27 protein-coding genes and 1 tRNA gene are annotated in these 23,822 nt (G+C 68.4%); 10 read left to right on the top strand and 18 right to left on the bottom strand.

From position 1 onward, the window contains the following. Window positions 1-9 precede the first annotated feature (9 nt). On the bottom strand, window positions 10-663 hold the full coding sequence (locus VEB62_RS15375) for a NuoB/complex I 20 kDa subunit family protein (protein WP_414642062.1): 654 nt from the start codon (window positions 661-663) through the stop codon (window positions 10-12). Beyond that, window positions 633-1,010 (bottom strand): NADH-quinone oxidoreductase subunit A, encoded by a 378-nt coding sequence (locus VEB62_RS15380; protein ID WP_324801652.1) that lies wholly within the window; start codon window positions 1,008-1,010, stop codon window positions 633-635. The genes VEB62_RS15375 and VEB62_RS15380 overlap by 31 nt, the downstream gene beginning before the upstream one ends. Window positions 1,011-1,271: 261 nt before the next feature. On the opposite strand from VEB62_RS15380, the gene VEB62_RS15385 reads away from it, so the two are divergent. Beyond that, window positions 1,272-1,348: transfer RNA gene (locus VEB62_RS15385), tRNA-Asp, on the top strand. An 82-nt stretch (window positions 1,349-1,430) separates the two neighbouring features. On the opposite strand, the gene VEB62_RS15390 is transcribed toward VEB62_RS15385, so the two are convergent. Beyond that, window positions 1,431-1,790, bottom strand: coding sequence for a hypothetical protein (locus VEB62_RS15390; protein WP_324801654.1), 360 nt, complete (start codon window positions 1,788-1,790; stop codon window positions 1,431-1,433). Window positions 1,791-2,029: 239 nt separating this feature from the next. Here VEB62_RS15390 and VEB62_RS15395 point away from each other — a divergent pair, with 239 nt between their 5' ends. The 3 genes from VEB62_RS15395 (at window position 2,030) to VEB62_RS15405 (ending at window position 5,602) form a co-directional block, all read left to right on the top strand. Then, complete coding sequence (locus tag VEB62_RS15395) at window positions 2,030-3,625, top strand: DEAD/DEAH box helicase (RefSeq protein WP_324801657.1); 1,596 nt, start codon at window positions 2,030-2,032, stop codon at window positions 3,623-3,625. Window positions 3,626-3,726: 101 nt separating this feature from the next. Continuing rightward, window positions 3,727-4,785, top strand: a complete 1,059-nt coding sequence (locus tag VEB62_RS15400) for a GGDEF domain-containing protein (protein WP_324801659.1) — start codon at window positions 3,727-3,729, stop codon at window positions 4,783-4,785. 31 nt (window positions 4,786-4,816) lie between these two features. Beyond that, window positions 4,817-5,602, top strand: a complete 786-nt coding sequence (locus VEB62_RS15405; RefSeq protein WP_324801662.1) for a lysophospholipid acyltransferase family protein — start codon at window positions 4,817-4,819, stop codon at window positions 5,600-5,602. Here the strand turns inward: VEB62_RS15405 and VEB62_RS15410 are convergent. From VEB62_RS15410 to VEB62_RS15465, 12 genes are all read right to left on the bottom strand, one after another. After that, entirely contained in the window at window positions 5,592-5,930 is a 339-nt protein-coding gene (locus VEB62_RS15410; RefSeq protein ID WP_324801665.1) for a TfoX/Sxy family protein, read from the bottom strand. The genes VEB62_RS15405 and VEB62_RS15410 overlap by 11 nt on opposite strands. 32 nt (window positions 5,931-5,962) lie before the next feature. Further along, complete coding sequence (locus VEB62_RS15415) at window positions 5,963-6,769, bottom strand: MetQ/NlpA family ABC transporter substrate-binding protein (protein ID WP_324801667.1); 807 nt, start codon at window positions 6,767-6,769, stop codon at window positions 5,963-5,965. A gap of 22 nt (window positions 6,770-6,791) precedes the next feature. After that, window positions 6,792-7,457, bottom strand: coding sequence for a methionine ABC transporter permease (locus VEB62_RS15420; protein WP_324801670.1), 666 nt, complete (start codon window positions 7,455-7,457; stop codon window positions 6,792-6,794). Beyond that, entirely contained in the window at window positions 7,457-8,446 is a 990-nt protein-coding gene (locus tag VEB62_RS15425; protein ID WP_324801673.1) for a methionine ABC transporter ATP-binding protein, read from the bottom strand. The genes VEB62_RS15420 and VEB62_RS15425 overlap by 1 nt, the downstream gene beginning before the upstream one ends. Next, window positions 8,446-8,844 (bottom strand): HesB/IscA family protein, encoded by a 399-nt coding sequence (locus tag VEB62_RS15430; protein WP_324801675.1) that lies wholly within the window; start codon window positions 8,842-8,844, stop codon window positions 8,446-8,448. The genes VEB62_RS15425 and VEB62_RS15430 overlap by 1 nt, the downstream gene beginning before the upstream one ends. 7 nt (window positions 8,845-8,851) lie before the next feature. Continuing rightward, the gene (locus VEB62_RS15435; protein WP_324801678.1) at window positions 8,852-9,238 is read right to left on the bottom strand and encodes an SUF system Fe-S cluster assembly protein; all 387 of its coding nucleotides are present in this window, start codon (window positions 9,236-9,238) and stop codon (window positions 8,852-8,854) included. Next, window positions 9,235-10,473, bottom strand: a complete 1,239-nt coding sequence (locus tag VEB62_RS15440) for a cysteine desulfurase (protein WP_324801681.1) — start codon at window positions 10,471-10,473, stop codon at window positions 9,235-9,237. The genes VEB62_RS15435 and VEB62_RS15440 overlap by 4 nt, the downstream gene beginning before the upstream one ends. Further along, complete coding sequence (sufD, locus tag VEB62_RS15445; protein ID WP_324801683.1) at window positions 10,452-11,474, bottom strand: Fe-S cluster assembly protein SufD; 1,023 nt, start codon at window positions 11,472-11,474, stop codon at window positions 10,452-10,454. Before sufD ends, VEB62_RS15440 begins: the two co-directional genes overlap by 22 nt. Next, a complete protein-coding gene (gene sufC, locus VEB62_RS15450; RefSeq protein ID WP_324801686.1) occupies window positions 11,471-12,220 on the bottom strand; it encodes a Fe-S cluster assembly ATPase SufC in 750 nt (249 codons plus the stop codon). Before sufC ends, sufD begins: the two co-directional genes overlap by 4 nt. A gap of 322 nt (window positions 12,221-12,542) precedes the next feature. Then, window positions 12,543-14,012 carry a Fe-S cluster assembly protein SufB gene (sufB, locus tag VEB62_RS15455; protein ID WP_324801688.1) on the bottom strand — a complete coding sequence of 490 codons (1,470 nt, stop codon included), beginning with the start codon at window positions 14,010-14,012 and terminating at the stop codon, window positions 12,543-12,545. Between the two features lie 3 nt (window positions 14,013-14,015). Then, on the bottom strand, window positions 14,016-15,155 hold the full coding sequence (locus VEB62_RS15460) for a cysteine desulfurase family protein (protein ID WP_324801691.1): 1,140 nt from the start codon (window positions 15,153-15,155) through the stop codon (window positions 14,016-14,018). Beyond that, window positions 15,152-15,625 carry an Rrf2 family transcriptional regulator gene (locus VEB62_RS15465; RefSeq protein WP_324801694.1) on the bottom strand — a complete coding sequence of 158 codons (474 nt, stop codon included), beginning with the start codon at window positions 15,623-15,625 and terminating at the stop codon, window positions 15,152-15,154. The genes VEB62_RS15460 and VEB62_RS15465 overlap by 4 nt, the downstream gene beginning before the upstream one ends. Window positions 15,626-15,786: 161 nt before the next feature. Between VEB62_RS15465 and VEB62_RS15470 the strand changes: the two genes are divergently transcribed. After that, window positions 15,787-16,437 (top strand): alpha/beta hydrolase, encoded by a 651-nt coding sequence (locus tag VEB62_RS15470; RefSeq protein WP_324801697.1) that lies wholly within the window; start codon window positions 15,787-15,789, stop codon window positions 16,435-16,437. An 18-nt stretch (window positions 16,438-16,455) separates the two neighbouring features. On the opposite strand, the gene VEB62_RS15475 is transcribed toward VEB62_RS15470, so the two are convergent. Both VEB62_RS15475 and VEB62_RS15480 read right to left on the bottom strand, forming a co-directional pair. After that, complete coding sequence (locus VEB62_RS15475; RefSeq protein WP_324801699.1) at window positions 16,456-17,658, bottom strand: exo-beta-N-acetylmuramidase NamZ family protein; 1,203 nt, start codon at window positions 17,656-17,658, stop codon at window positions 16,456-16,458. Beyond that, on the bottom strand, window positions 17,655-18,080 hold the full coding sequence (locus tag VEB62_RS15480) for a DOMON-like domain-containing protein (RefSeq protein WP_324801701.1): 426 nt from the start codon (window positions 18,078-18,080) through the stop codon (window positions 17,655-17,657). The genes VEB62_RS15475 and VEB62_RS15480 overlap by 4 nt, the downstream gene beginning before the upstream one ends. Before the next feature lie 297 nt (window positions 18,081-18,377). On the opposite strand from VEB62_RS15480, the gene tyrS reads away from it, so the two are divergent. The 5 genes from tyrS (at window position 18,378) to VEB62_RS15505 (ending at window position 22,447) form a co-directional block, all read left to right on the top strand. After that, entirely contained in the window at window positions 18,378-19,640 is a 1,263-nt protein-coding gene (gene tyrS, locus VEB62_RS15485; RefSeq protein ID WP_324801704.1) for a tyrosine--tRNA ligase, read from the top strand. Window positions 19,641-19,712: 72 nt separating this feature from the next. Beyond that, the gene (locus VEB62_RS15490; protein WP_324801757.1) at window positions 19,713-20,063 is read left to right on the top strand and encodes a GIY-YIG nuclease family protein; all 351 of its coding nucleotides are present in this window, start codon (window positions 19,713-19,715) and stop codon (window positions 20,061-20,063) included. Between the two features lie 9 nt (window positions 20,064-20,072). Then, the gene (locus tag VEB62_RS15495) at window positions 20,073-20,540 is read left to right on the top strand and encodes a peroxiredoxin (RefSeq protein WP_324801707.1); all 468 of its coding nucleotides are present in this window, start codon (window positions 20,073-20,075) and stop codon (window positions 20,538-20,540) included. A gap of 232 nt (window positions 20,541-20,772) precedes the next feature. After that, window positions 20,773-21,891, top strand: a complete 1,119-nt coding sequence (locus tag VEB62_RS15500) for a peptidoglycan DD-metalloendopeptidase family protein (protein WP_324801713.1) — start codon at window positions 20,773-20,775, stop codon at window positions 21,889-21,891. After that, window positions 21,875-22,447: a bactofilin family protein gene (locus tag VEB62_RS15505; RefSeq protein WP_324801716.1), complete on the top strand. Its 573-nt coding sequence runs from the start codon at window positions 21,875-21,877 to the stop codon at window positions 22,445-22,447. Before VEB62_RS15500 ends, VEB62_RS15505 begins: the two co-directional genes overlap by 17 nt. A gap of 165 nt (window positions 22,448-22,612) precedes the next feature. On the opposite strand, the gene prfB is transcribed toward VEB62_RS15505, so the two are convergent. Further along, window positions 22,613-23,735 (bottom strand): peptide chain release factor 2 gene (gene prfB, locus VEB62_RS15510; RefSeq protein WP_324801719.1). Its coding sequence is split into 2 segments (ribosomal slippage): window positions 22,613-23,665 and window positions 23,667-23,735, totalling 1,122 coding nucleotides; the frame shifts between segments, so codons are not numbered across the junction. Window positions 23,736-23,822: the final 87 nt, after the last annotated feature.

Genomic DNA, 23,822 nt, shown 5'->3' on the forward strand with positions numbered 1-23,822 from the left:
CCACCGCGTTCATCGGTCGATGGTCCCCGTGCGACGGATCTTCTTCTGCAGTTGCAGCAGGCCGTACAGCAGCGCCTCCGCCGTGGGCGGGCACCCCGGCACATAGGCATCGACAGGCACAACGCGATCACAGCCGCGAACAACACTGTAACTATAGTGATAATACCCGCCGCCATTCGCGCACGAACCCATGGACAGCACGTAACGCGGGTCCGGCATCTGATCGTATACCTTACGAAGCGCCGGAGCCATCTTGTTGGTCAGGGTGCCGGCGACGATCATCAGGTCGGACTGGCGTGGGCTGGCGCGGGGCGCCATGCCGAACCGCTCCATGTCGTAGCGCGGCATCGAGGCCTGCATCATCTCCACGGCGCAACAGGCCAGGCCGAACGTCATCCACATCAGCGAGCCGGTCCGGGCCCAGTTGATGACGTCGTCCAGCGAGGTGGTGATGAAGCCGCGCTCGCCGAGCTCGGCGTTGACCTGCTCGAAGAATTTGTCGTGGATCGCCGGGTCGTAGCCCTGCACCAGCGTACGGCCGGCCTGGCCGAAGGCGAGCGGGGACGACGGCGCCGTTCCGGCCGGCGACGCGCCCTGGTTGCCCGCGCCGATCAGCGGATAGGTGTTGTCGGTCACTCCCATTCGAGGGCGCCCTTCTTCCATTCGTAGATGAAGCCGACGGTGAGGACGCCGAGGAAGACCATCATCGACCAGAAGGCGAACACCATCCCGGCGCGCGACAGGTCGAACATCGACACCGCCCACGGGAACAGGAACGCCACCTCCAGATCGAAGATGATGAACAGGATCGAGACCAGGTAGAAGCGCACGTCGAACTTCATCCGCGCGTCGTCGAAGGCGTTGAAGCCGCACTCGTACGCCGACAGCTTCTCCGAATCCGGGTTCTTCGGGGCCAGCACCCAGGCGGCCAGCATGAAGCCGAGCCCGAGCGCCGCCGCGATCCCGACAAAGACCACGATCGGCAGATATTCGAGAAGGAATGCATTCATCCGGAGGGACCTCGTCCGCCGTGAAGGGAGGGGCGGATTCGGCGCTTTCTAGACCCGGAACCGCGCCCGTTCAAACCCATGCGGCGAAAGGTTTTTCTTGAGAATGGTTCGCAGATTACGCGGCCTCGACCGCGGTCGGCGTCGCCGCGAGGAAACCGCGGAAAAACTGTCGAAGTCGGCGGCTTCGTCGCTTGACAGCGCGAGGCCGCCCCGCCTAAACGACGCCCCTCGCCGCGACGCACTGCTTCGCGACCGGGAAACGCGGGTGTAGCTCAGTTGGTTAGAGTGCCGGCCTGTCACGCCGGAGGTCGCGGGTTCGAGTCCCGTCACTCGCGCCATTCCCTCTGATAACGCAGTCAGGGAATGGCGCTTTCCGCTCCGCGAGCGGTCCTTGGAATCGTCCGGATCAGAATCGAGGCGTCAATCGCGCCCGGCCATCAGCACATTCTGCACGCGGCGGCCCAGAGGATCGCGCGATTGCCAGGTCTCGCCGACATTGGCGTCGATCATGGTGGTGCAGAAGCGCGGGATCAGCATGCTGGGCCGGATGTTGCTGAGGCAGACGCGTTCACCCTGTACGGCCCACCGCGCCGACAGGCGCCGGCCGTCCGAGAACTGGGCGGCGTAGGTTCCGTCCGGATTGAACCAGTGCTTGACCCAGCCGCCGTCGGCATAGCGCGACAGCACCGTGTTTCCGAAAGCGGCGTTGATGTCGGCCCGGACCGGGCTCGCCAGCAGACAGGCGGCCGAAACGGTCGCCACGGCAAGCGTGCGAAACATGTGGTACCCCTACTAAGCCCTTCCCGAGGCGGACTATTAACAATCGTTTAGGGAATGCCAAGCCCTCACCCCGGTTCCGCGAATAGTTGACTCTGGCGTGGGGGCTTCTATATGCGGCGCACGTTCGGGACAGGACTGGCGAATCCGCGCCGCCCGCTCGCCCATGGCAAGGGCGGTTCCGCGACATCGCACGACGGCCCGATGCGCGGGACGTCCTTCAGTACCTGTCCAAAGGACCCATGACCGAATTTTCCCAGCTGGGCCTCTCGCCCACGACCCTGCAAGCGGTCGCCGACACCGGCTACACGACCGCCACCCCGATTCAGGCCCAGGCCATTCCCGTGGCCCTTGCCGGGCGCGACGTGCTCGGCATCGCCCAGACCGGGACCGGCAAGACCGCCGCCTTCACCCTCCCCCTGATCGACCGCCTGTCCAAGGGCCGCGCCCGCGCCCGGATGCCGCGCGCCCTGGTGCTGGCCCCGACCCGCGAGCTGGCCGACCAGGTCGCCTCCAGCTTCGAGAAATACGCCAAGGGCACCAAGCTGACCTGGGTGCTGCTGATCGGCGGCGTCTCCATGGGCGACCAGGTGGCGGCGCTGAACAAGGGCGTCGACGTCCTGATCGCCACCCCGGGCCGGCTGCTGGACCTGTTCGAACGCGGCAAGATGATGCTGAACGGCGTCGAGTTGATGGTGGTCGACGAAGCCGACCGCATGCTCGACATGGGCTTCATTCCCGACATCGAGCGCATCTTCAAACTGACCCCGCCCAAGCGCCAGACGCTGTTCTTCTCGGCCACCATGCCGCCCGAGATCACCCGGCTGACGACCCAGTTCCTCAAGGACCCGACCCGCATCGAGGCCTCTCGCCCGGCGATGACGGCCGAGACCATCACCCAGTATCTGGTCCGCATCCCGTCCAGCGATCCGAAGATGAAGCGCGCCGCCCTGCGCGCCCTGATCGGCCGCTCCGACGTGAAGAACGGCATCGTCTTCTGCAATCGCAAGTCAGAGGTCGACGTCGTCGCCAAGTCGCTGAAGCAGCACGGCTTTGACGCCGCACCGATCCACGGCGACCTGGACCAGTCGCTGCGCATGAAGACGCTGGCGGCCTTCCGCTCCGGCGAACTCAAGCTGCTGGTGGCCTCCGACGTCGCCGCGCGCGGCCTCGACATCCCCGACGTCAGCCACGTGTTCAACTACGACGTCTCGCACCACGCCGACGACTACGTGCACCGCATCGGCCGCACCGGCCGCGCCGGCAAGACCGGCCAGACCTTCATGATCGTCACCCCGGCCGACGACCGGTCGCTCGACAAGGTGCTGAAGCTCATCAAGATGAAGCCGGAGGAGCTGACGCTCGACAGCGCCGACCTCGGCGCCGGTCCGGGCCGTCGTCCGGAGAAGCCCGAACGGGCCGAGCCGTCGCGCGAGCGCGGCGAGCGCCCGTCCCGCTCGCGGCGCGCGCCCATCGCGGCCGCCGAGGCCGTCGAGGCCGCTCCGGCCATCGCGGAAACGCCGCCGGCCCCGATCGAGGCCGAGGCTCCCGTCGCCGAATCCGACGCGCCCGCGCCCGCCCGCCGGACCCGCAGCCGTCGCGGCGGCGCCCGGTCCGCCCCGGCGCCGGTCATCGCTCCGCCTGAAGCGCCCGTCGAAGCGTCGATCGCCGCCGTCGACTCCGCCACCCAGGCCCGACCGGCCCAGGAAGCGCACCTGCGCCAGTCGGACCGGCGCGGCGCGCGCACCGAAGCTGAGCCCCAGCGCGCCCACGGCCGTCCGTTCGGGGAATCCGAAGTCCCGGCCTTCCTGCGCCGCGCGGTGTCGATCAAGACCTAGGACCCGGCCTTTGGCGTCTGGCTTAACCCGGCGTTACGGAACCACGGTCTAGCTTGCCGTCATGAGGTCGCCGTCTCAAGGCGATCCGCCAGAGGATGTCCATGACGGAAGCGGTCGAAGCCACGCTGAGGGGCCCCGAAGCCTATTCCCTGGCGCGTCAGGCCGTCGAGGCTATGGAAAACGCCTCGGTCTGGCCCACGCCGCTCAACTTCGAACTGTGGCTGCAGTATCTCGGGGATCCCGAGGGCGCGCTGGGCCGTGAGATCGAGCGCATGCTCACGGCCGGCGAACCGTTCACCGAGGCGGCGGCCGAGATGCTGGCGGCCGAATATCTGCCGCGCGGGCGCCTGACCGAGGAAATCCGCGACGCCGGCCGCGTGCTGGATCGTGAGTTGTCCAGCGTCTCGGAAGCCATTTCCCGCGCCCACAAGGCCCAGTCCGACTATGGCCGCACCCTTGAGGGCGCCGCCGGCAGCCTCGAATCCGCGGACGGCGCGCCCCAGCTCCGGGCCATCGTCTCCGGCCTGTCGGACGCGACCCAGAAGGTCCAGCGAGACAATGAGGCCCTGGAGAAGAAGCTGGAGCTCTCGACGCGCGAGATCGCCCGCCTCAGCGAGCACCTCGAACAGGTTCGCCGCGATTCCATGACCGACGCGCTCACCAGTCTGGCCAACCGCAAGGCGTTCGATGAAGAGCTGGAAAGCGCCTGCCAGGACGCCCTGTCCGGAGGCGGGCGCCTGTCGCTGGCCGTTCTCGACATCGACCATTTCAAGCGCTTCAACGACACTTGGGGGCACCAGACCGGCGACCAGGTGCTGCGTTATGTCGCCAGCGTGCTCGGCAAGACGGCCAGGGCGCCCCGTCTCGCCGCCCGCTACGGCGGCGAGGAGTTCGCCCTGATCTTCCCGGGCGAGACCCTGCCCGAGGTCGAGGCGGCGCTGGAAGGCATCCGCAAGGAGATCGGCTCCCGCTCGCTGCGTCGCCGCTCGACCAATGATGACCTGGGCGCTGTCACGGTCTCGATCGGCTTCGCCCATTGCCGCGGCGGCGAGAACGCCACCAGCCTGCTCGGCCGCGCGGACGCCGCCCTCTACGCCTCCAAGCGATCGGGGCGGAACCGGGTGACCTGCGCCGACTGGCTGGACGACGCCGCGGCCTAGACCCGGCGCCAAATCGCGCCATAGTCGTCGGATGCGAAGCTTGGCTTTCAACATCGCCTACTGGGCCCTGTCGATCGGCTATACCCTGGCCGCCGTGATCGCGGCCCTCGCGCCCGGTCGGCGCGCCACCGGCTGGATCATCCGCCGCTATGTAAAGCGTATGGTGCAGGCCATGCGCCTGCTGGCCGGCATTCGCATCGAGTACCGCGGCGAGGGACGGCTGCCCTCGGGCGCCTTCATCATCGCCGCCAAGCACCAGAGCTGGGGCGACGGCTTCTCGGTCTACGACCGCTTCGACGACCTGGCCTTCGTCACCGGCGACCACCTGGAGAAATTTCCGCTGATGGCCACGGTGCTGCGCAAGCTCGGCGCCATCGTGGTCAACAACTGCGGCGGCCGCGAAGCGCGCGAGGCCTTGAAACACCGCGCCGCCGACGCCCACGCGGCGGGCCGCAAGATCCTGATCTATCCCGAGGGCAATCTGGCCAGGGTCGGCGAGAAATTCCGCTACCGCTCCGGCGTCTGGCACATGTACCGCGACTTCGACATGCCGGTGGTGCCGCTGGCCACCAACCTCGGCCTGTTCTGGCCGCAGGAGGCGTTCGAAAAACACCCGGGCACGGCGACCCTGGAGTTCCTCGATCCGATCCCGACCGGCCTGCCCAAGGACGAGTTCCTCGCCCGGCTGGAAGCCGCCGTGGAAGGCAAGACCGCCGAACTGGTCGCCGAGGCCACCGGCCGGGCGGTCACGCCGGCCGTTCAGGTGCCGACGCCGGACGAACTGGCCCGGGCGGCGGCCGTCGCCGCTAGGGCCTAGGCCTGGGCTTGCGGGGCTTCCGGGCGGCCGCCTTGCGCAGGGCGGCGTCGATCGACTGTCGCGCCCAGTCCGCGGCCTCGTCCGGATCATCCAGCGCGCTCTCGGGCAGCGACCAGTAGGCCATCGCCATCATCGCTCCGTCCCTCGTCGGGTAGGTGAATTGCCGCGCCCCCGCGTCCGCCAGCAGGGGGGCGTTGACCTCGTCGGCCTTCAGCCAGATCACCCCGTCATCCAGCAGGGCGAAGATCAGGCCATTCGCATAGACGGCGGCCCCGCCGAACATCCGCTTGATCTCGAGCGGACCGAGCGCCGCGAGATGTTCGCGCACCCATTCGCCGAAATCGGATCGTAGGCCATTGGTCAGGCCGCCGGGATCACGGCGCCGTCGTACTTGCGCGCGATGAAGTCCTTGACCGCCTGGCTGCGTAGCATCGCGGCCAGAGCGACGATGCGCGGGTCGGTCCGGTTGTCCGGCCGCGCCACCAGATAGTTCACATAGGGGCTGTCGGCGCCCTCCAGCGTCAGGGCGTCGGTCCGCGGCTTCAACCCGGCGTCGAGGGCGTAGTTGGTGTTGATCACCGCCATGTCGACCTGGTCGAGCACCCGCGGCAGGGTCGCCGATTCCAGCTCGCGGAAGCGCAGTCCCCTGGGGTTGTCGACGATGTCGCGCAGGCTCTGCAGGGGGTTGGCCGGGTCCTTCAGCCGGATCAACCCGGCCTTCTGCAGCAGGATCAGCGAGCGGCCGATCGACGAGGCGTCGTTGGGCACCGCCACCTGGGCGCCCTGCGGCAACTCGGCCAGCGTCCTGAACCGCCGCGAATAGGCCCCCAGCGGCTCCACATGCACGCCCGCGACGGTCACCAGGTCCGACCCGCGCGAAGCGTTGAACTCGTCCAGATAGGGCCTGGTCTGGAAATAGTTCACGTCCAGCCGCCGCTCGGCCAGCTGGGTGTTGGGCTGGACATAGTCGTTGAACACCTTGATCTCGATGTTCACGCCCTCCGCCGCCAGCAGCGGCTTGATGTGCTCGAGGATCTCCGCGTGCGGCACGGCGGTGGCCCCGACGATCAACGGCGCGCCCGGCCCGGCGGCCTTTTCGGCGCCCTGTCCGCATGCGGCGAGCGCCACAGCGGCGGCGGCGAGCGTCAGGAGGGTGCGGCGGATCATGATCTGGCCTTTCGGGGAGCGATCAGCGGTGGGAAACGGCGGCGACCAGCCGGTCGCCAAGCATCTGCAGGGCCTGCACCAGCAGCAGCAGCAGGACGACGGTCACCACCATGACATCGGTCTGGAAGCGTTGGTAGCCGAAGCGGATCGCCAGATCGCCCAGGCCGCCGGCCCCGACCACGCCGGCCATGGCGGTATAGGACACCAGGGCGATGGCCGTGACGGTCGCGCCCGCGATGACCCCCGGCATGGCCTCGGGCAGCAGGGCGCGGGTGACGATCTGGAAGGTCGAGCCGCCCATGGCCTGGGTGGCCTCGACCACGCCCTTGTCGACCTCGCGCAGCGCCGTCTCGACCAGCCGCGCATAGAAGGGCGCGGCCCCGACCACCAGGGGCGGGATGGCTCCGGCGACGCCCAGCGACGTGCCGACCAGCATCACCGTCACCGGCAGCATGACGATCAGCAGGATGATGAAGGGCACCGAGCGCAGGATGTTGACGACGAGCGACAGTCCCGCGTTCAGCACCGGATTGGCCGCCAGCCGGCCCCTCCCCGACAAATAGAGCAGCACGCCCAGCGGCACGCCGAACAACACCGTCAGAACCATCGAGCCGCCCAGCATCAGCAGGGTGTCCCGGGACGCGCGCGCGATTTCGAGCCAGTCGATATTGGCGAACAGGGCGCCCATCAGGCCGCCTCCACCACGACGCCGCGGGCGCTCAGCTGGGCCACCGCCGCCTCGGCGTCACCGCCGGTGAAGGCCACGACCAGCTGACCATAGGGCTCGCCCCGGATGCGGCTGATCCGGCCCGACAGGATCGAATAGTCGACCCCGACCGAGCGCGCGACGCGGCTCAGCTCCGGCTCATAGGTCGAGCCGCCGCGGAAGGTCAGTTTCGCCAGCCGCCCGCCAACCGGCGCCAGGGTGACGTCGAACGCCTCCTCGCCCTCGGCCAGCATGGCCTGCGTCGCCGGATGCTTCGGGTGCAGGAAGACGTCGGCCGTCGCCCCCTCCTCCACCACCCGGCCGTCCTTGAGCACGGCGACGCGGTCGCAGACCCGGCGCACCACCTCCATCTGGTGGGTGATCAGCACGATGGTCAGCCCCAGCTCGCGGTTCAGCTGGTCCAGCAGGTTCAGGATGTCGTCCGTGGTCTCGGGATCGAGCGCGCTGGTCGCCTCGTCGCACAGCAGCACCTTGGGTCCCGTGGCCAGCGCCCGGGCGATGCCGACCCGCTGCTTCTGACCGCCGGACAGCTGGGCCGGGTGTTTCCGCGCATGCTCGGTCAGCCCCAACCGCTCCAGCAGTTCGGCGACCCGCCGGTCGACCTCGGCGCCCGGCCGACCCTCCAGCCGCAGCGGAAAGGCCACGTTCTCGGCGATGGTCTTGGCGTTCAGAAGATTGAAATGCTGGAAGATCATCCCGATCCTCCGCCGCGCCGCGCGCAGCTCGGCCGGGGCCAGGGCCGTGATCTCCTCGCCATCGACGGTGACGCGGCCTTCGTCCGGCCGTTCCAGCAGGTTGATGGTGCGGATCAGTGTCGACTTGCCCGCCCCCGAGCGCCCGACCACGCCGAACACCTGCCCCGCCGCCACTGTCAGGTCGACGCCGTCCAGCGCCACGCGCTCGCCCGCAGCGCTCCGGAAGCGCTTCGTCACCCCCTCGAGCCGGATCATCAGCCGGCGTCCAGCGCCTTGGCCGGGATGATGGTGACGCTCTCGCCGCAACCGCAGGCGTCGGTCTGGTTCGGGTTCCGGAACACGAATTTGGAGGCCAGCTTCGTGGTCTCGTAGTCGATCTCGGACCCGATCAGGAACAGCACCGCCTTGGGGTCGATCAGGATGGTGACGCCCTTGTCCTCGACCACCTCGTCCATAGGCTCGACCGTCTCGGCATAGGCGAAGGTGTATTCCTGCCCCGCGCAGCCGCCGTTCTTCACCCCGACGCGCAGGGCGACATAGGGCTTGTCGGCGTTGGCCATGATCTCGCGCACGCGATCGGCGGCGGCCCCGGTCAGGGACACGACCTTGGGCCGGGGACGGCGCGGACGGGCGGTGGTCTGAAGCTCGGTCATGGCGTCCTCAGAACATGTTCAGGGCCAGCTTGGCCTCGTCGCTCATCTTCGACGAATCCCACGGCGGGTCGAAGACGATGTCGGCCTGGGCCGAACGGATGCCGTCCACCTTCAGGATCGCCTGCTCGACCCACACCGGCATCTCGCCGGCGACCGGGCAACCCGGGGCGGTCAGGGTCATCTCGACCTTCACATCGCGCTCGTCGGACAGGTCGACCTTGTAGATCAGCCCCAGCTCATAGATGTCGACCGGGATCTCGGGGTCGTACACCGACTTGAGGGCTGTGATGATCTCGTCGGTCAGCCGGTCCAGCTCGGGCTGGCTGATCTTGCCCGACTCCACGGCCGCCGTCCGGCCGCCGTCGTCCTCGAGTGTGGTCGTCTGGTCGCTCATGCAAAGAACTCACGGGCCTTGATCAGGGCGTCGGCGAAGGCGTCGGCGTCCTCTGTCGTATTATATAGGGCGAAGCTGGCGCGGGCGCTCGACGTCAGGCCGAACCTTTTCGCCAGCGGCTCGGCGCAGTGCAGGCCGGCGCGCACGGCGACGCCGTAGCGGTCCATGACCTGGGCGATGTCGTGGGCGTGCGCCCCGTCGACGGTGAAGGTCAGGATCGCGCCCTTCCCCTCTGCCTCGCCGACCACGCGCAGCCAGTTGACGCCGGCCAGCCGCGCCCGCGCATGTTCATACAGGGCATGCTCGTGGGCGGTGATCGCCGCCTTGTCGAACTGGCTCAGCCATTCGATCGCGGCGCCGAGGCCGATCGCCTCGAGGATCGGCGGCGTGCCGGCCTCGAACCGGTGCGGCGGCCGGGCGTAGGCGATCCGGTCCATCTCCACCGTCTCGATCATCTCGCCGCCGCCCTGGTATGGCGGCAGGGCCTCCAGCGCCCCGGTGGTCCCATACAGGGCTCCAATGCCGGTCGGGCCGTACAGCTTGTGGCCGGTGAAGACGTAGAAGTCGCAGCCGATGGCCTGCACGTCCGGCGCGGCGTGCACCGCGCCCTGGCAGCCGTCGATCAGCACCCGCGCGCCGACGGCGTGGGCCATCTCCGTGATCGCCCGCACCGGATTGATGGTGCCCAGCACGTTCGACATGTGGGTCACCGCCACCATGCGCGTCTTCGGGCCGAGCAGGTCGGCATAGGCCGCCATGTCCAGCGACCCGTCGTCCAGCACCGGGATCCACTTCAGCACCGCCCCGCGCCGCTCGCGCAGCAGATGCCACGGCACGATGTTGGAGTGGTGCTCCATCTGGCTGACGATGATCTCGTCGCCCGGATGGATCGACTGGCCGAAGCTGGAGGCGACCAGGTTGATCGCCTCGGTGCCGCCCTTGGTCCAGACGATGTTCGAGGCGGCCTCCGCGTTCAGGAACCGCGCCACGCTCTCGCGGGCCGCCTCGAACGCCTCGGTGGTCTCGTTGGCCAGGGTGTGCAGGCCGCGATGGACGTTGGCGTAGCTGCCCTCCATCGCCCGCACCATGGCGTCGATCACCGCCCGCGGCTTCTGCGCCGAGGCGGCCGAGTCCAGATAGACCAGCGCCTTGCCGTTCACCGACCGCGACAGGATCGGGAACTGGGCGCGCGCGGCGTGGGCGTCGAAGCGTGTCACAGGCGAGCCGTCAGCCATTCCCTCACCACCTCCCTGGCGCCGTCGTGTTCGATGCGGTCGATGACCTCGACCAGAAACGCCTCGGTCAGCAGGGCCCGCGCCTCGTCCAGCGGAATGCCGCGTTGCTGCAGATAGAACAGCGCCGCCGCGTCCAGATTGCCGACCGTGTTGCCGTGCGCGCACTGCACGTCGTCGGCGTAGATGATCAGCTCCGGCTTGGCGTCGACCTCGGCCCGCTCGCCGAGGATCAGCGCGTGGTGGCCCATGCGCGCGTCGGTGCCGTCAGCGCCGCGCTCGACCACGATCTTGCCCTGGAAGACGCCGCGCGCCGTGTCGCGCACCACGCCCTTGGTCAGCTGGGAGGTCACGCCGTCGGGGCCGAGATGGTCGACGACACTGGTCAGGTCGGCGTGACGCGCGCCGTCCAGCAGGTAGAGGCCGTCCATCCGCACGTCCGCCCCGGCCCCGGCGTGGGCCAGCTGGGTCTCCTGCCGCTGCAGCTTCGCGCCCGTGGTCACGATCGTCTGACGATAGCGGCCGCCCGGCGCGACCCGGACCTCGGCATTGGTGATGGCGAGGACGTCGTCCGGCTCGTCGGCCAGCACGATGCGTGTGACCTCGGCCCCGTCGGCGACATCCAGATCGATCCGGTTGTGGGCGACGTAAGCCGAGCCCGCGCCTTCGTGGCTTTCCAGCAGCAGCAGGCGCGCGCCGGGCCGGACGGCGATGCGCACCGAGGCGGTGTGGCCGGTGTTCACGGCGTCCGAGACGAAGCGCAGGCGCAGGGTCTGTTCGCCGGACGCCACGAAGGCGTCGGCCCCGACCGCCCGGCCGTTGGCGAAGGCCAGCATCTCGCCGCCGAGCGCCGCGAACGGCCCCTCCCCGGTGACCTGCGCGGCCGCAGACGGCTCCGGCGTCTCACGAAGAAACTTCCGCAGGTCGCTGTATTTCCACGCCTCCACCCGGCGCGAGGGGAAGCTGGAGGCGTCCTTCAGATCGATCCGGACCGGTGCGTTCACGCCGGCACCGGCAGATACTGGTCGTACCCTTCCGCCTCCAGCAGATGGGCCAGCTCGGGGCCGCCCGAGGCGACGATGCGGCCGGCGACCAGCACATGCACCCGGTCCGGTTTGATGTAGTCGAGCAGCCGCTGGTAGTGGGTGATCACCAGCATGGCCCGGTCGGGGTTGCGCATCGCATTGACCCCGTCCGCCACGATGCGCAGGGCGTCGATGTCGAGCCCGGAATCCGTCTCGTCGAGGATCAGCAGCGACGGCTCCAGCAGGGCCATCTGCAGGATCTCCATCCGCTTCTTCTCGCCGCCCGAGAAGCCGACGTTGAGCGGCCGCTTGAGCATGTCGAAGTCCATCTTCAGCGCCGCCGACGCCGCCTTGACCATCTTCAGGAAGGCCGGGGCCGACACCTCGTCCTCGCCGCGCGCGCGTTTCTGGGCGTTCAGCGCCGTGCGCACGAAGGTCAGGGCCGGGACGCCGGGAATCTCGATCGGATACTGGAACGACAGGAACACGCCCTTCGCCGCCCGCTCAGCGGGCTCCAGCGCCAGCAGGTCTTCGCCCTTCCAGGCGACCGCGCCCTGCGTCGCCTCATAACCGGGCCGTCCCGACAGGGCGTAGCCCAGGGTCGACTTGCCGGCCCCGTTCGGCCCCATGACGGCGTGCACCTCGCCCGCCGGAACGTCGAGGCTCAGCCCCTTGAGGATCGGCTTGTCGCCGACGGAGACGTGGAGGTTGGTGATGGAGAGCATTGTCAGATCTTTGAAAGCGGATGCGTTGCGTTGAGATTTTCGAGCGCTCGACCGAAGTCCCCCTCAGACCATCCGGTGAGCGACGAAACCTCCCAGCTCCAATCACTCGCGGTAGCCTTGGCAAGCAATCGGTGAGCGAGAGCGACCTCATCAGGCGCTCGCAACTCCCGCCACTCGATATCGTCAAGGCCCGGGCCGACAGCTTCAGCCGCAGCAACGAGTTCTCGGTCGTCTCTCGCCCAAGCACCAAAGCGGAGGTGAACTGCCAGCGCCCGTGCGAGTTCGAGGGGCCGCGCTTCAGGCGAAAACGGACTGAAGTCAGTCACCCCACGCTCCCTTCCAGCGAGATCGCCACCAGCTTCTGCGCCTCGACGGCGAACTCCATGGGCAGCTCCTGCAGCACGTCGCGGACGAAGCCGTTGACCAGCAGGGCCACCGCCTCCTCCTGCGACAGGCCTCGCTGCTGGGCGTAGAACAGCTGGTCGTCCGACAGGCGCGTCGTCGTCGCCTCGTGCTCCAGCTGGGCCGAGCCGTTGCGGGCCTCGATATAGGGCACGGTGTGCGAGCCGCACTCCTTGCCGATCAGCAAGGAGTCGCACTGGGTGAAGTTGCGCACCCCCGTCGCCTTCGGATGCACCGAGACCAGGCCGCGATAGGTCGAGTCCGACTTCCCGGCCGAGACCGCCTTGGCGATGATCCGGCTCTTCGAGTTCTTGCCGAGATGGATCATCTTGGTGCCGGTGTCGGCCTGCTGGCGCCCGTTGGTGATGGCGATGGAATAGAATTCGCCCGAGCTGTCCTCGCCCTTGAGCAGGCAGGACGGGTATTTCCAGGTGATGGCCGAGCCGGTCTCGACCTGGGTCCACGACACCTTGGAGCGATCGCCGCGGCAGTCGGCGCGCTTGGTGACGAAGTTGTAGATGCCGCCCTTGCCGGTCGCCGGATCGCCCGGATACCAGTTCTGCACCGTCGAATATTTGATCTCGGCGTCGTCCAGCGCCACCAGTTCGACCACGGCCGCGTGCAGCTGGTTCTCGTCGCGCATCGGGGCGGTGCAGCCCTCCAGATACGAGCAGTACGACCCCTTGTCGGCGATGATCAGCGTCCGCTCGAACTGGCCGGTCTGGCTCGCATTGATGCGGAAATAGGTCGACAGCTCCATCGGGCAGCGCACGCCCGGCGGGATGTAGACGAACGAGCCGTCCGAGAAGACCGCGCTGTTCAGGGCCGCGAAATAGTTGTCCGACACCGGCACCACCGAGCCCAGGTACTGGCGCACCAGTTCCGGGTGTTCGCGCAGGGCCTCCGAGATGGGCATGAAGATGATGCCGACCTTGGCCAGTTCGGCCTTGAAGGTGGTGACCACGCTGACGCTGTCGAACACCGCGTCCACGGCGTAGCGCGGCGCGCCCTCGACGCCCGCCAGCACCTCCTGCTCCTTCAGCGGGATGCCGAGCTTGGCGTAGACGGCGAGGATCTCCGGATCGACCTCGTCCAGCGACTTGAGCCCGGCCTTCTCCTTGGGCGCGGCGTAGTAGAACAGCGACTGGTAGTCGACCGGCGTGTACTTCACCGACGCCCAGGTCGGCTCCTCCATGGCCAGCCAGCGCTCATAGGCGGCGAGGCGCCATTCCAGCATCCACTCGGGCTCGCCCTTCTTCTCCGAGATGAAGCGTACGATGTCGGCGTTGAGGCCGCGCGGCGCGAACTCCTGCTCGATATCCGAGCTGAAGCCGTGCTCGTACTTCTCCAGAGCGGCGACGGCGGCGACGGTTTCCTGAACAGCGGCCATGACTTACGCGACTTCCTTCACACGTTCCGAATGGCGCGCGCGATACTTTTCCCAGGAGGCGACCCAGGCCTCGGCGAACCGGTCCCAGTCGCTTTCGACCGTGCCCCAGCCGCCCGAGACGCGGACCCCGCCGGTGGCCAGACGGTCCAGCCCCATGGCCGAGATCGCCTTGGAGGGCTTGGTCTTGCCCGACGAACAGGCCGACCCGGCCGACACCATCACGCCCATCAGGTCGAGGGTGATCAGCTGTTGCGGACTGTCCCAGCCCTCGACGGCCATGAACAGGGTGTTGGGCAGGCGTTCCACCGCGCCGCCGATGATGGTCGCGCCGGCAGCCCGGACCTTCGCCTCGGCCGCGTCGCGCCACGCCTTGTGCGCCGAGGCCAGCGGCAGGTCGCGGGCGGCGCAATCGGCGGCCACGCCGAAGCCGGCGATGCCCGGGACGTTCTCCGTGCCCGCGCGCAGGCCGCGCTCCTGCCCCGCTCCGTGCAGGGTGCGGATGATCGGCGCGCCCTCCTTCGACACCAGCGCGCCGACGCCCTGCGGCCCGCCCAGCTTGTGCGCCGACAGGGTCAGGGTGTCCGCGTCCAGCGTCCGCATGTCGACCGGGATCTTGCCCGCCGACTGGATGGCGTCGACGTGCAGCCAGCCGCCGGCCGCGCGCACCAGCTTCGCCGCCGCCTCGATCGGCTGGATCACGCCGCTCTCATTGTTGGCGTGGTGGATGGCGACCACGGCCCGGCCCGGCCGCTTGAGCGCCCCAGCCAGCCAGTCGAGATCGACCACCCCGTCGCCGTCGACCGGCAGGATTTCGAACGGCCTGCCGCTGACGTTGGCCGCCTCGGCCACGCACGGATGCTCGGTCGCCCCGACGATCAGCCGCTCGCAGCCCGCCGCCAGCGCGCTGAGGATCGCCTGGGCATTGGATTCCGTGCCGCCGCTGGAGAACACTACCGCCGTCGGATCGGCCCCGACCAGATCGGCCACCTGCGCCCGCGCCGTCTCGATGCGCGCCCGGGCCCTCCGCCCCGCGGCGTGCACCGCCGAGGGATTGCCGTTGTCGGCCAGCGCCTTCGCCATCACGTCCTGGACTTCCGGACGCACCAGACCCGAGGCGTTGTAATCGAGATAGATGCCGCTCACGCCGCCACCCCCACGTCCGGCGTCGCATCGGACCGCCGCCGGCCGGTGCGGTTCATCACCACATCCTCCAGCGACACCCCGGCCAGATAGCGGTGGATCTCGTCGCCGAGGTCTTCCCAGAGATTGTGGGTGATGCAGCGCTCGCCGGCCATCATGCAGCCCTTGGGCGACGAATGGCCGATGCAGCGGGTGGCCCGGATGGGCTCGTCGACCGCCAGCACGATCTCGGCGATCACGGTCTCCTGCGCGCCCTTGGCCAGCCGGTAGCCGCCGCCGGGCCCGCGCACGCTCTGCACCAGGCCGCTCTTGCGGAGCCGGGCGAACAGCTGCTCGAGATAGCTCAGCGATATCTCCTGGCGCGCCGCGATCTCGGCCAGCGAGACGGCCCGCTGCACCCCGTCGGCGCGGCCGTTCTTGGCCAGATCGGCCATCGCCATCACGGCGTATCGTCCCTTGGTCGACAGTCGCATCGCGCACCTTCAAAAATCGCGCGCTTTTCGAGGGTCCTGTGCTAGAACCCGCGCCTTCGCAAACGCGTCACCACGCATGGCGGACTTAGAAAGTCCTACCGGCGCGGTCAAGTATTACGCACCTGCGAAACGACAGTTGAACACGGGAATTCGCGCCGCCCATGCCTGAAGTCATTCTGCCCGGGGCCTCGGGCCGCATCGAAGGCCGTTATTCGCCGGGCAAGCGCCCGAACGCCCCCATCGCCCTGATCCTGCATCCGCACCCCAAGGCGAACGGGCACATGAACAATCCGGTCGTGGTGACCCTGTACCAGCTGTTCGTGAAGCGCGGCTTCGCGACGCTGCGCTACAACAGCCGCGGCGTCGGCAAGTCGCAGGGCGAGTTCGACTCGGGCATCGGCGAGCTGGCCGACGCGGCCACGGCGCTGGACTGGCTGCAGTCCAACAACCCCGGCGCGACCCAGACCTGGGTCGCCGGCTACCAGTTCGGGGCCTACATCGGCATGCAGCTGCTGATGCGCCGGCCCGAGACGGACGGCTTCATCTCGGTCTCGCCGCCGTCGAACATGTACGACTTCAGCTTCCTGGCCCCCTGCCCGGCCTCGGGCCTGTTCCTGCACGGCACCAACGACACCGTCGTCCCGCCGGTCGAGGTCGAGCGCGTGGTCAACAAGCTGCGCACCCAGAAGGGCATCGTCATCGACTACGAGCTCGAAGAGGGCGCGACCCACTTCTGGCAGGACCATATCCCCGCCGTCGAACGACGAGTCGGCGCCTATCTGGACAAGCGGCTTACGGAAAAGCCGGCGTAAGGGCTTACTCCCGGCCGCTCAGTACAGCAGGAACGGCTTCCGCTCTTCCCGCCAGGCCAGTTCGTCCGGAATGGTCAGGGCGTCCAGTTCCTCCGGGGTCGATCCCGGCGCATCGACCCACTCCCGCAGCGCCGGCCCGCCGTTGATCACGTCGATGGCCAGTTTCCCGAACTCGTATTCGTACGGGAAATCCCGCCACAGGTCGTAGTCGGGGTACAGGTTGCGGATGGCCTTGAACGCCAGCGCCTGCACGCGCCACGGCTTGAAGGCCGCATGGTCGTAGGCCGGGCCCGCGACGTGCATCTGCACCCCGTTGCACAGCCTGCCGACATGCTTGTGGAAGGTCGGCTCGAACCAGCAGTCGCGTAAGGTACAGCCCTCCAGCCACTGCGGCGCCAGCGCCTGCATCTCCGCGATCACCCGCCGCGCGTCGATTTCCGGCGCCCCGAACAGCTCCAGCGGCCGGGTGGTGCCCCGCCCTTCCGACAGCGTCGTGCCCTCCAGCATCACCGTGCCCGCATAGGCGCGCGCCATCGACACGTTCGGCGCATTGGGGCTGGGGTTGATCCACTCGCGCTCCAGCAGCGGCCAGCCATGGCCGGGCCCCTCGTCCGGCCGCCAGCCCTCCATTTCGATGACGCGATAGTCGACATCCAGCCTGAACCGGTCGATGAACCACAGACCCAGTTCCCCGAGCGTCATGCCGTGCCGCATCGGCATCGGCCCGGCCCCGACGAAGCTCTCCCAGCCCGGCCGCAGCGTCAGCCCCTCGACCGGCCGCCCGGCGGGGTTCGGCCGGTCCAGGACCCAGACGGTCTTGCCGTGCTCCGCCGCCGCCTCGAGCACATAGAGCAGGGTGGTGATGAAGGTGTAGATGCGGCAGCCCAGGTCCTGCATGTCGACCAGCAGCACGTCGAACGTGCCCATCGCCTGGCCGGTCGGCCGTCGCGTCTCGCCATACAGGCTGAACACCGGGATGCCGTGCCGCGGATCGGTGAAGTCCGGCGACTCCATCATATTGTCCTGCAGATCGCCGCGCATGCCGTGCTGCGGTCCGAAGGCGGCGGTCAGGTTGATGTCGGGACAGGCCGCCAGCGCGTCCAGCGAATGCGTCAGGTCCGCCGTCACCGACGCCGGATGCCCCAGCACGGCCACGCGCTTGCCCTTCAGCGGCGCGCGCAGCTCAGGATCGGACAACAGGCGGTCGAGGCCGAATTTCATGCGGGCTCCGGAGGCGGCAGGGTCAGGACGAACGAGTCGGGATGATGGAAGTCAGGCTTATCGGACGGGTGCGCCAAGGCCCAGTAGGACAGGTTGCCATCGACGTCCTCGATGACGGCGGACAGGCCGATGCGGTCGATGAAGGGCCAGTCCTTCCAGCTCACGATGGCATCCATCTCAAAGTCGTCGCCTGTTCTGTCCGCCCTGATCACGCGGATCGGACCCTCAAGGTTCGCCATGCCCTCACGATAGCCGCTGAACCCGTAGGCAGCCCACTGTCCTGACGGCGAGATGTTGAACTCTGCGTAGCGTCCGTCCCTCAACAGGGCGAAGACCTCGAAACAGGTGCTGCGCCAGAGACCGTCGGTTCGACCGACATCGGACGACCTGGGAATCTCAATCCCCGGTGTCACGTCGGTCATCTGCCGTCGCACCGCCTCCGCGAACCGGAGTTGTTCTTCGGAACGGACCCGGGCGATCGACTGGGAAGGTTCCGGGATACGTATGTGGTCGGCGAAACCCGCCACAACGAAAGAGACGCCGACATAGCCCCGCCCCTCGATATCGACCGAGACGCGGATCGACCCTTCCGTCTGGCCGGGCGCTTCCCCGTGTGGGCGCAGGACACCATTGAGGATCATCGGTCGCCGCTCGGTTCGCCTACGCAGATGACCGTGCTACACGCCCCTTCCCTCCCAAGCCAAGCCTGATCCCCCGCCATGACCGCCGACACCGCCTTCCAGTCCGACTTCCTGCGCACGCTCCGTGACCGCGGCTATATCCATCAGATCACCCACCCGGCCGAGCTGGACGCCGCCGCGGCGACCGGCGTGGTGACCGGCTACATCGGCTTCGACGCCACGGCCCCGTCGCTGCACGTCGGCAGCCTGATCCAGATCATGATGCTGCGCCGCCTCCAGCAGGCCGGCGGCAAGCCCATCGTGCTGATGGGCGGGGGCACCACCAAGGTCGGCGACCCGACCGGCAAGGACGCCTCGCGGCCCCAGCTGACCGACGAGACCATCGCCGCCAACATCGCCTCGATCCGCACCGTGTTCGAGCGCTTCCTGACCTTCGGCGACGGGCCGACCGACGCGGTCATGCTCGACAACGACGCATGGCTGTCGACCTACGGCTACATCCAGTTCCTGCGCGAATACGGCACGCATTTCACGGTCAACCGGATGCTGGCCTTCGACTCGGTCAAGCTGCGCCTCGAGCGCGAGCAGCCGATGACCTTCCTCGAGTTCAACTACATGCTGATGCAGTCGGTGGACTTCCTCGAGCTGAACCGGAGCCTGAACTGCACCCTGCAGATGGGCGGTTCGGACCAGTGGGGCAACATCGTCTCGGGCGTCGACCTGGTGCGCCGCGTCGACCACAAGGCCGCCTTCGGCCTGACCACGCCGCTGCTGACCACGGCCTCGGGCGGCAAGATGGGCAAGACCGCCCAGGGCGCCGTCTGGCTCAACGCCGAACAGCTCTCGCCCTACGACTACTGGCAGTTCTGGCGCAACGTCGACGACGCCGACGTCGGCAAATTCCTGCGCCTGTTCACCGATCTGCCGCTCGCGGAGATCGAGGCGCTGGAAACCCTTGAGGGCGCCGGGATCAACGACGCCAAGAAGGCGCTGGCCGACGCGGCGACGACCATGCTGCACGGGGCGGACGCGGCCTCGCACGCCCGCGCCGCCGCCGAGGCGGCCTTTGAGAAGGGTGAAGTTTCGGCTGACCTTCCCGTTATTGAGCTCCCCAAAGGAGAGTGGGAGCAAGCCCGATCCACAAGAGCTCTTGTGAAGGCTGCGGGATTTGCTCGATCTCTCAGCGAGGCCTCACGCCACATGGCGGGTAACGCCATCCGGATTAACGACGAGCTGATTACCGAAGACCGTTTCCACGAGTATGATGAGCTCCTGCCCGAGTTCGGGGCCTTCAAGGTGCAGTTCGGCAAGAAGAAGATCGTGCTCGTTAAACCCATTTGATTTCCGCTCATCCCCGCGAAGGCGGGGATCCAGAACGGACCGGGGGACCAGGCTCTGGACTTCTTCACCTACATCGTCGCCAGCCGCCGCAACGGGACGCTCTACACCGGCTCCACCGACAGCCTTCTTATCCGGGCCGCCCAGCACAAATCGAAGCGGTTCCCCGGCTTCACCGCCCGTCATGGCGTCGATCTTCTGGTCTGGTTCGAGCGTCATCCAACCCGCGACGCCGCCTTCCGGCGCGAACGCCAGATCAAGAAATGGAACCGGGCGTGGAAACTTCGGCTGATCGAAGAGAACAATCCTGACTGGAAAGACTTGGCCGAAGAAATTCGTCTGGGTGATCTCAGGGACGCCCAGGATTGGACGCCGCTAGCGGAAGATCTGGATCCCCGCCTTCGCGGGGATGAGCGGGGAGACTAGGAGTCTGCAATGACTGAAATCACCGAAGGCCAGCCGGCCCCCGCCTTCGACATGGCGACCGACGGCGGCGGCCGCGTCTCGTCCGACGGCCTGAAGGGCCGCACCGTGGTGCTGTATTTCTACCCCAAGGCCGACACGCCCGGCTGCACCTCGGAAGGCCAGGACTTCTCGGCGCTCGCCGGCGAGTTCGCCGCCGCCGGCGCGACCGTGATCGGCGTCTCGCGCGACCCGGTGAAGAAGCTCGACCGCTTCAAGGCCAAATACGATCTCGGGGTCATCCTCGCCTCCGACGAGCCCGGCGATGTGACCAAGGCCTTCGGCGTCTGGGGCGAGAAGTCGATGTACGGCCGCGTCTACATGGGCATCGAACGCGCCACCTTCCTGATCGACGGCGCGGGCGTGGTGCGGCGGGTCTGGCGCAAGGTCCGGGTCAAGGGCCACGCCGCCGAAGTCTTGGCGGCCGTCCAGTCGCTCTGAGGACGGACGAATCTACAGAGCCGCAGATGTAACAGCGGTTCCAAAGATTCGCGGATACGCCTGACAGGCGAAGAATGGCCCCGAATACCTTCGATATTCACCTGAAAGCCGGCCAGGATGGTTAACAAGTCGTGAACACGCTTGTCCACCACGACAAAGGTGGCGCATAACCCGTCGCCGTACGTGGGGGCGTTGCGTAATGACCGAAGAGACGACTGGGCGACAGTCTCTGATGGGTCGGTGGTTTCCGACCCGGTATGTGTATCTGCGGGATGGCGACGAGGTCCGGGCCTGGGCCCTGACGCCGGGCCGCCAGGCGCTCGGCGCCGTGGCCGGGGTGCTGATCGGCGGCTGGTGCCTGGTCGCCTCGGGCGGCTTTGCCTGGGACCTCGTCATGCAGAGTCAGGCCGACCGCACGGTCGCCCGCGCCCGCGCCGCCTCGGAACGGCTCAACGCCGACCTGCAGGCCCGGCTGGACAGCGCCGTCGTACGCATGACCGCCACCACCGGTTCGCTGGACGAGATGGCCCAGATGGTCGAGCGCCGCCACGCCGCCCTGACCCAGGTGATGGGCATGTTCCGCGGCGTCGACGGAGCCCAGGCCGCGCTGGCCCCCGCTCCGTCGCTCGATCCCGCGGAACACACGCCGGTGCAGCGCATGCTGGCCGTGCGGATGGACCAGGAGCGGCTGATCGCCCGCGCCGAGACCGTGGCGCACACCCGGGCCGAACGGCTGCGGCTGGCCTTCCGTCTCGCCGGCCTGAACCCTTCCGCCTATGCGCCCTCCAGCAGCGCCGGCCTCGGCGGTCCGCTGGTCGAGGCCAGCGACCCGCGCGCCCTCGCCGCCGTGCTGGACGTCGACGAGGCCTTCGCCATGCGTATCCGCAGCGCCGCCGACAACCTGTCGGACATGCGGAGCCTGGCCGACGCGGCGGAGGGCATGCCTTTCCACCGCCCGACGACGGCGCGGACCACCTCCGGCTTCGGGGCCCGCTTCGACCCGTTCAACCGCCGCCTCGCCCTGCACCAGGGGCAGGACTTCGCGGCGCCGCTCAACACGCCCATCCGGGCCCCGGCTCCCGGAATCGTGTCTTTCGTCGGCGTGCGTTCAGGGTATGGCAACACCGTCGAGATAGATCATGGACGCGGATTCAAGACGCGCTACGCCCACCTGAACTCCATGGCCGTCCGGTCCGGCCAGCGCATCGCGCTGGGCCAGCGCATCGGCGCCATGGGCACGACCGGACGCTCCACCGGCGTTCACCTGCACTATGAGGTGTGGATGAACGGCCGCCCGCAAAACCCCGCCCGCTTCATGAGAGCCGGAGACCAACTTGTTCAACAAGACTAAATCCCCCGCCCCGTCGTCGACGCAGCCCCGCGCCGACACCGGTTCCGCCATTCCGCCGCTGCCCGACCTGCCCATGCCGGGCGGCTCGTCCGCGGCGGCGTCGCCGGTCTCGCGCGTCGCGGCTTCGCCCGTCAGCTCGCGCGGCCTGTCGACCCTGTCGTCTGACCTGCAGTTCGACGGCAACATCTCGGGCGGCGGCGATCTGCAGATCGACGGCGCCATCAAGGGCGACGTGCGCGTCGGCCGGCTGATCGTCGGCGAGACGGGCGGCGTCGAGGGCAATGTCTCGGCCGACTACGTCGAGGTGCGCGGCCGCATCGTCGGCGCCGTCTCCGGCAAGCAGGTCAAGCTGATCGCCACGGCCTATGTGGACGGCGACATCACCGCCGAACAGCTGTCGATCGACATCGGCGCCTATTTCCAGGGCCGGGTGCTGCAGGGCCGCCGCGAGGCTCCGCCCGCCGCCGCGCCGCGTCCGTCCGCCGCGGCCGCCAGCGCTACCCCCCCGCACGGCGACGACCGCCCCCATGTCATCGACATGAAGTCGGGGGCGTAACCACCCTCGGCCGTCATCCTCGGGCTTGACCCGAGGATCAGACCATCCGGTGCGCGGTGGACGGAGTTGCGGTCACGCTCGCCGGGCCGTCCCCGTCGCACAGCCCGGCCCCACGTCGGATCCTCGGGTCAAGCCCGAGGATGACGGCGGGAGAGTGTGGGCCACTTACTCCACCGTGCTTCCCCGGGTCTCGCCGACCCGGGCGGCCAGCGCCGCGCCCATGAAGGCGTCGAGGTCGCCGTCCAGCACCCCCTGGGTGTCGGAGGTCTCGACGTTGGTCCGCAGGTCCTTGACCATCTGGTAGGGCTGCAGGACGTAGCTGCGGATCTGGTGGCCCCAGCCGATGTCGGTCTTGGCGTCGGCCAGCGCCTGGGCGGCGGCCTCGCGCTTCTGAAGCTCCAGCTCGTACAGCCGCGCGCGCAGCATCTTCCACGCCTGTTCGCGGTTCTGGTGCTGCGACCGGCCGGCCTGGCAGGCCACGACCGTGTTGGTCGGGATGTGCGTCAGGCGCACCGCCGAATCGGTCTTGTTGATGTGCTGCCCGCCCGAGCCCGAGGCCCGGTAGGTGTCCGTGCGCACGTCGGCGGGATTGATGTCGATCTCGATGGTGTCGTCGACCACGGGCGAGACCCCGATCGAGGCGAACGAGGTGTGGCGCTTGGCGGCGGCGTCGTACGGGCTGATGCGGACCAGCCGGTGCACGCCCGATTCCGACTTCAGCCAGCCGTAGGCGTTCGGCCCCTTGATCAGGACGGTGGCGGACTTGATGCCGGCCTGTTCGCCGCCCTCCTCGGCCTCGACCTCGACCTCGTAGCCGTGGGCGCGGGCCCAGCGGCTGTACATGCGCAGCAGCATGCCGGCCCAGTCGTTGGATTCGGTGCCGCCGGCACCGGAGTTGACGTCCAGATAGGCGTCGTTGCCGTCGGCCTCGCCCGACAGCAGGGCCTCCAGCTCGGCGCGGGCGGCGCGGTCCTTGATGGCCTTGAGCTGGGCGCGGGCCTCCTCGAGCGTGGCCTCGTCGCCCTCCTCGTCGGCCATGTCGGCGAGCATGACGCCCTCCTCCAGCCCGGTCTCCATCTGGCGGACGGTGTCGATCTGGGCGGCCAGGCGCGAGCGGTCGCGCGACACGGCCTGGGCCTGTTCGGGATCGTTCCACAGGGTCGGGTCCTCGACCCGGGCGTTCAGCTCATCGAGCTTTCGAAGCGCGACATCCCAGTCAAAGACGCCTCCTGAGCAGAGCGATGCTCTGCTCGATGTCGGCCTTCATGGCCTCGACATCCGGTCTCATCGCGAACTCCTGCGACACAAGTGGAGGCGCGACATAGAGCGCGCCGGGGCAAAGGGGAAGTGGGGGCCGGGGATTGGGGACCGGGGA

Source organism: Brevundimonas sp., assembly GCF_035626975.1.
Classification (GTDB): Bacteria; Pseudomonadota; Alphaproteobacteria; order Caulobacterales; family Caulobacteraceae; genus Brevundimonas.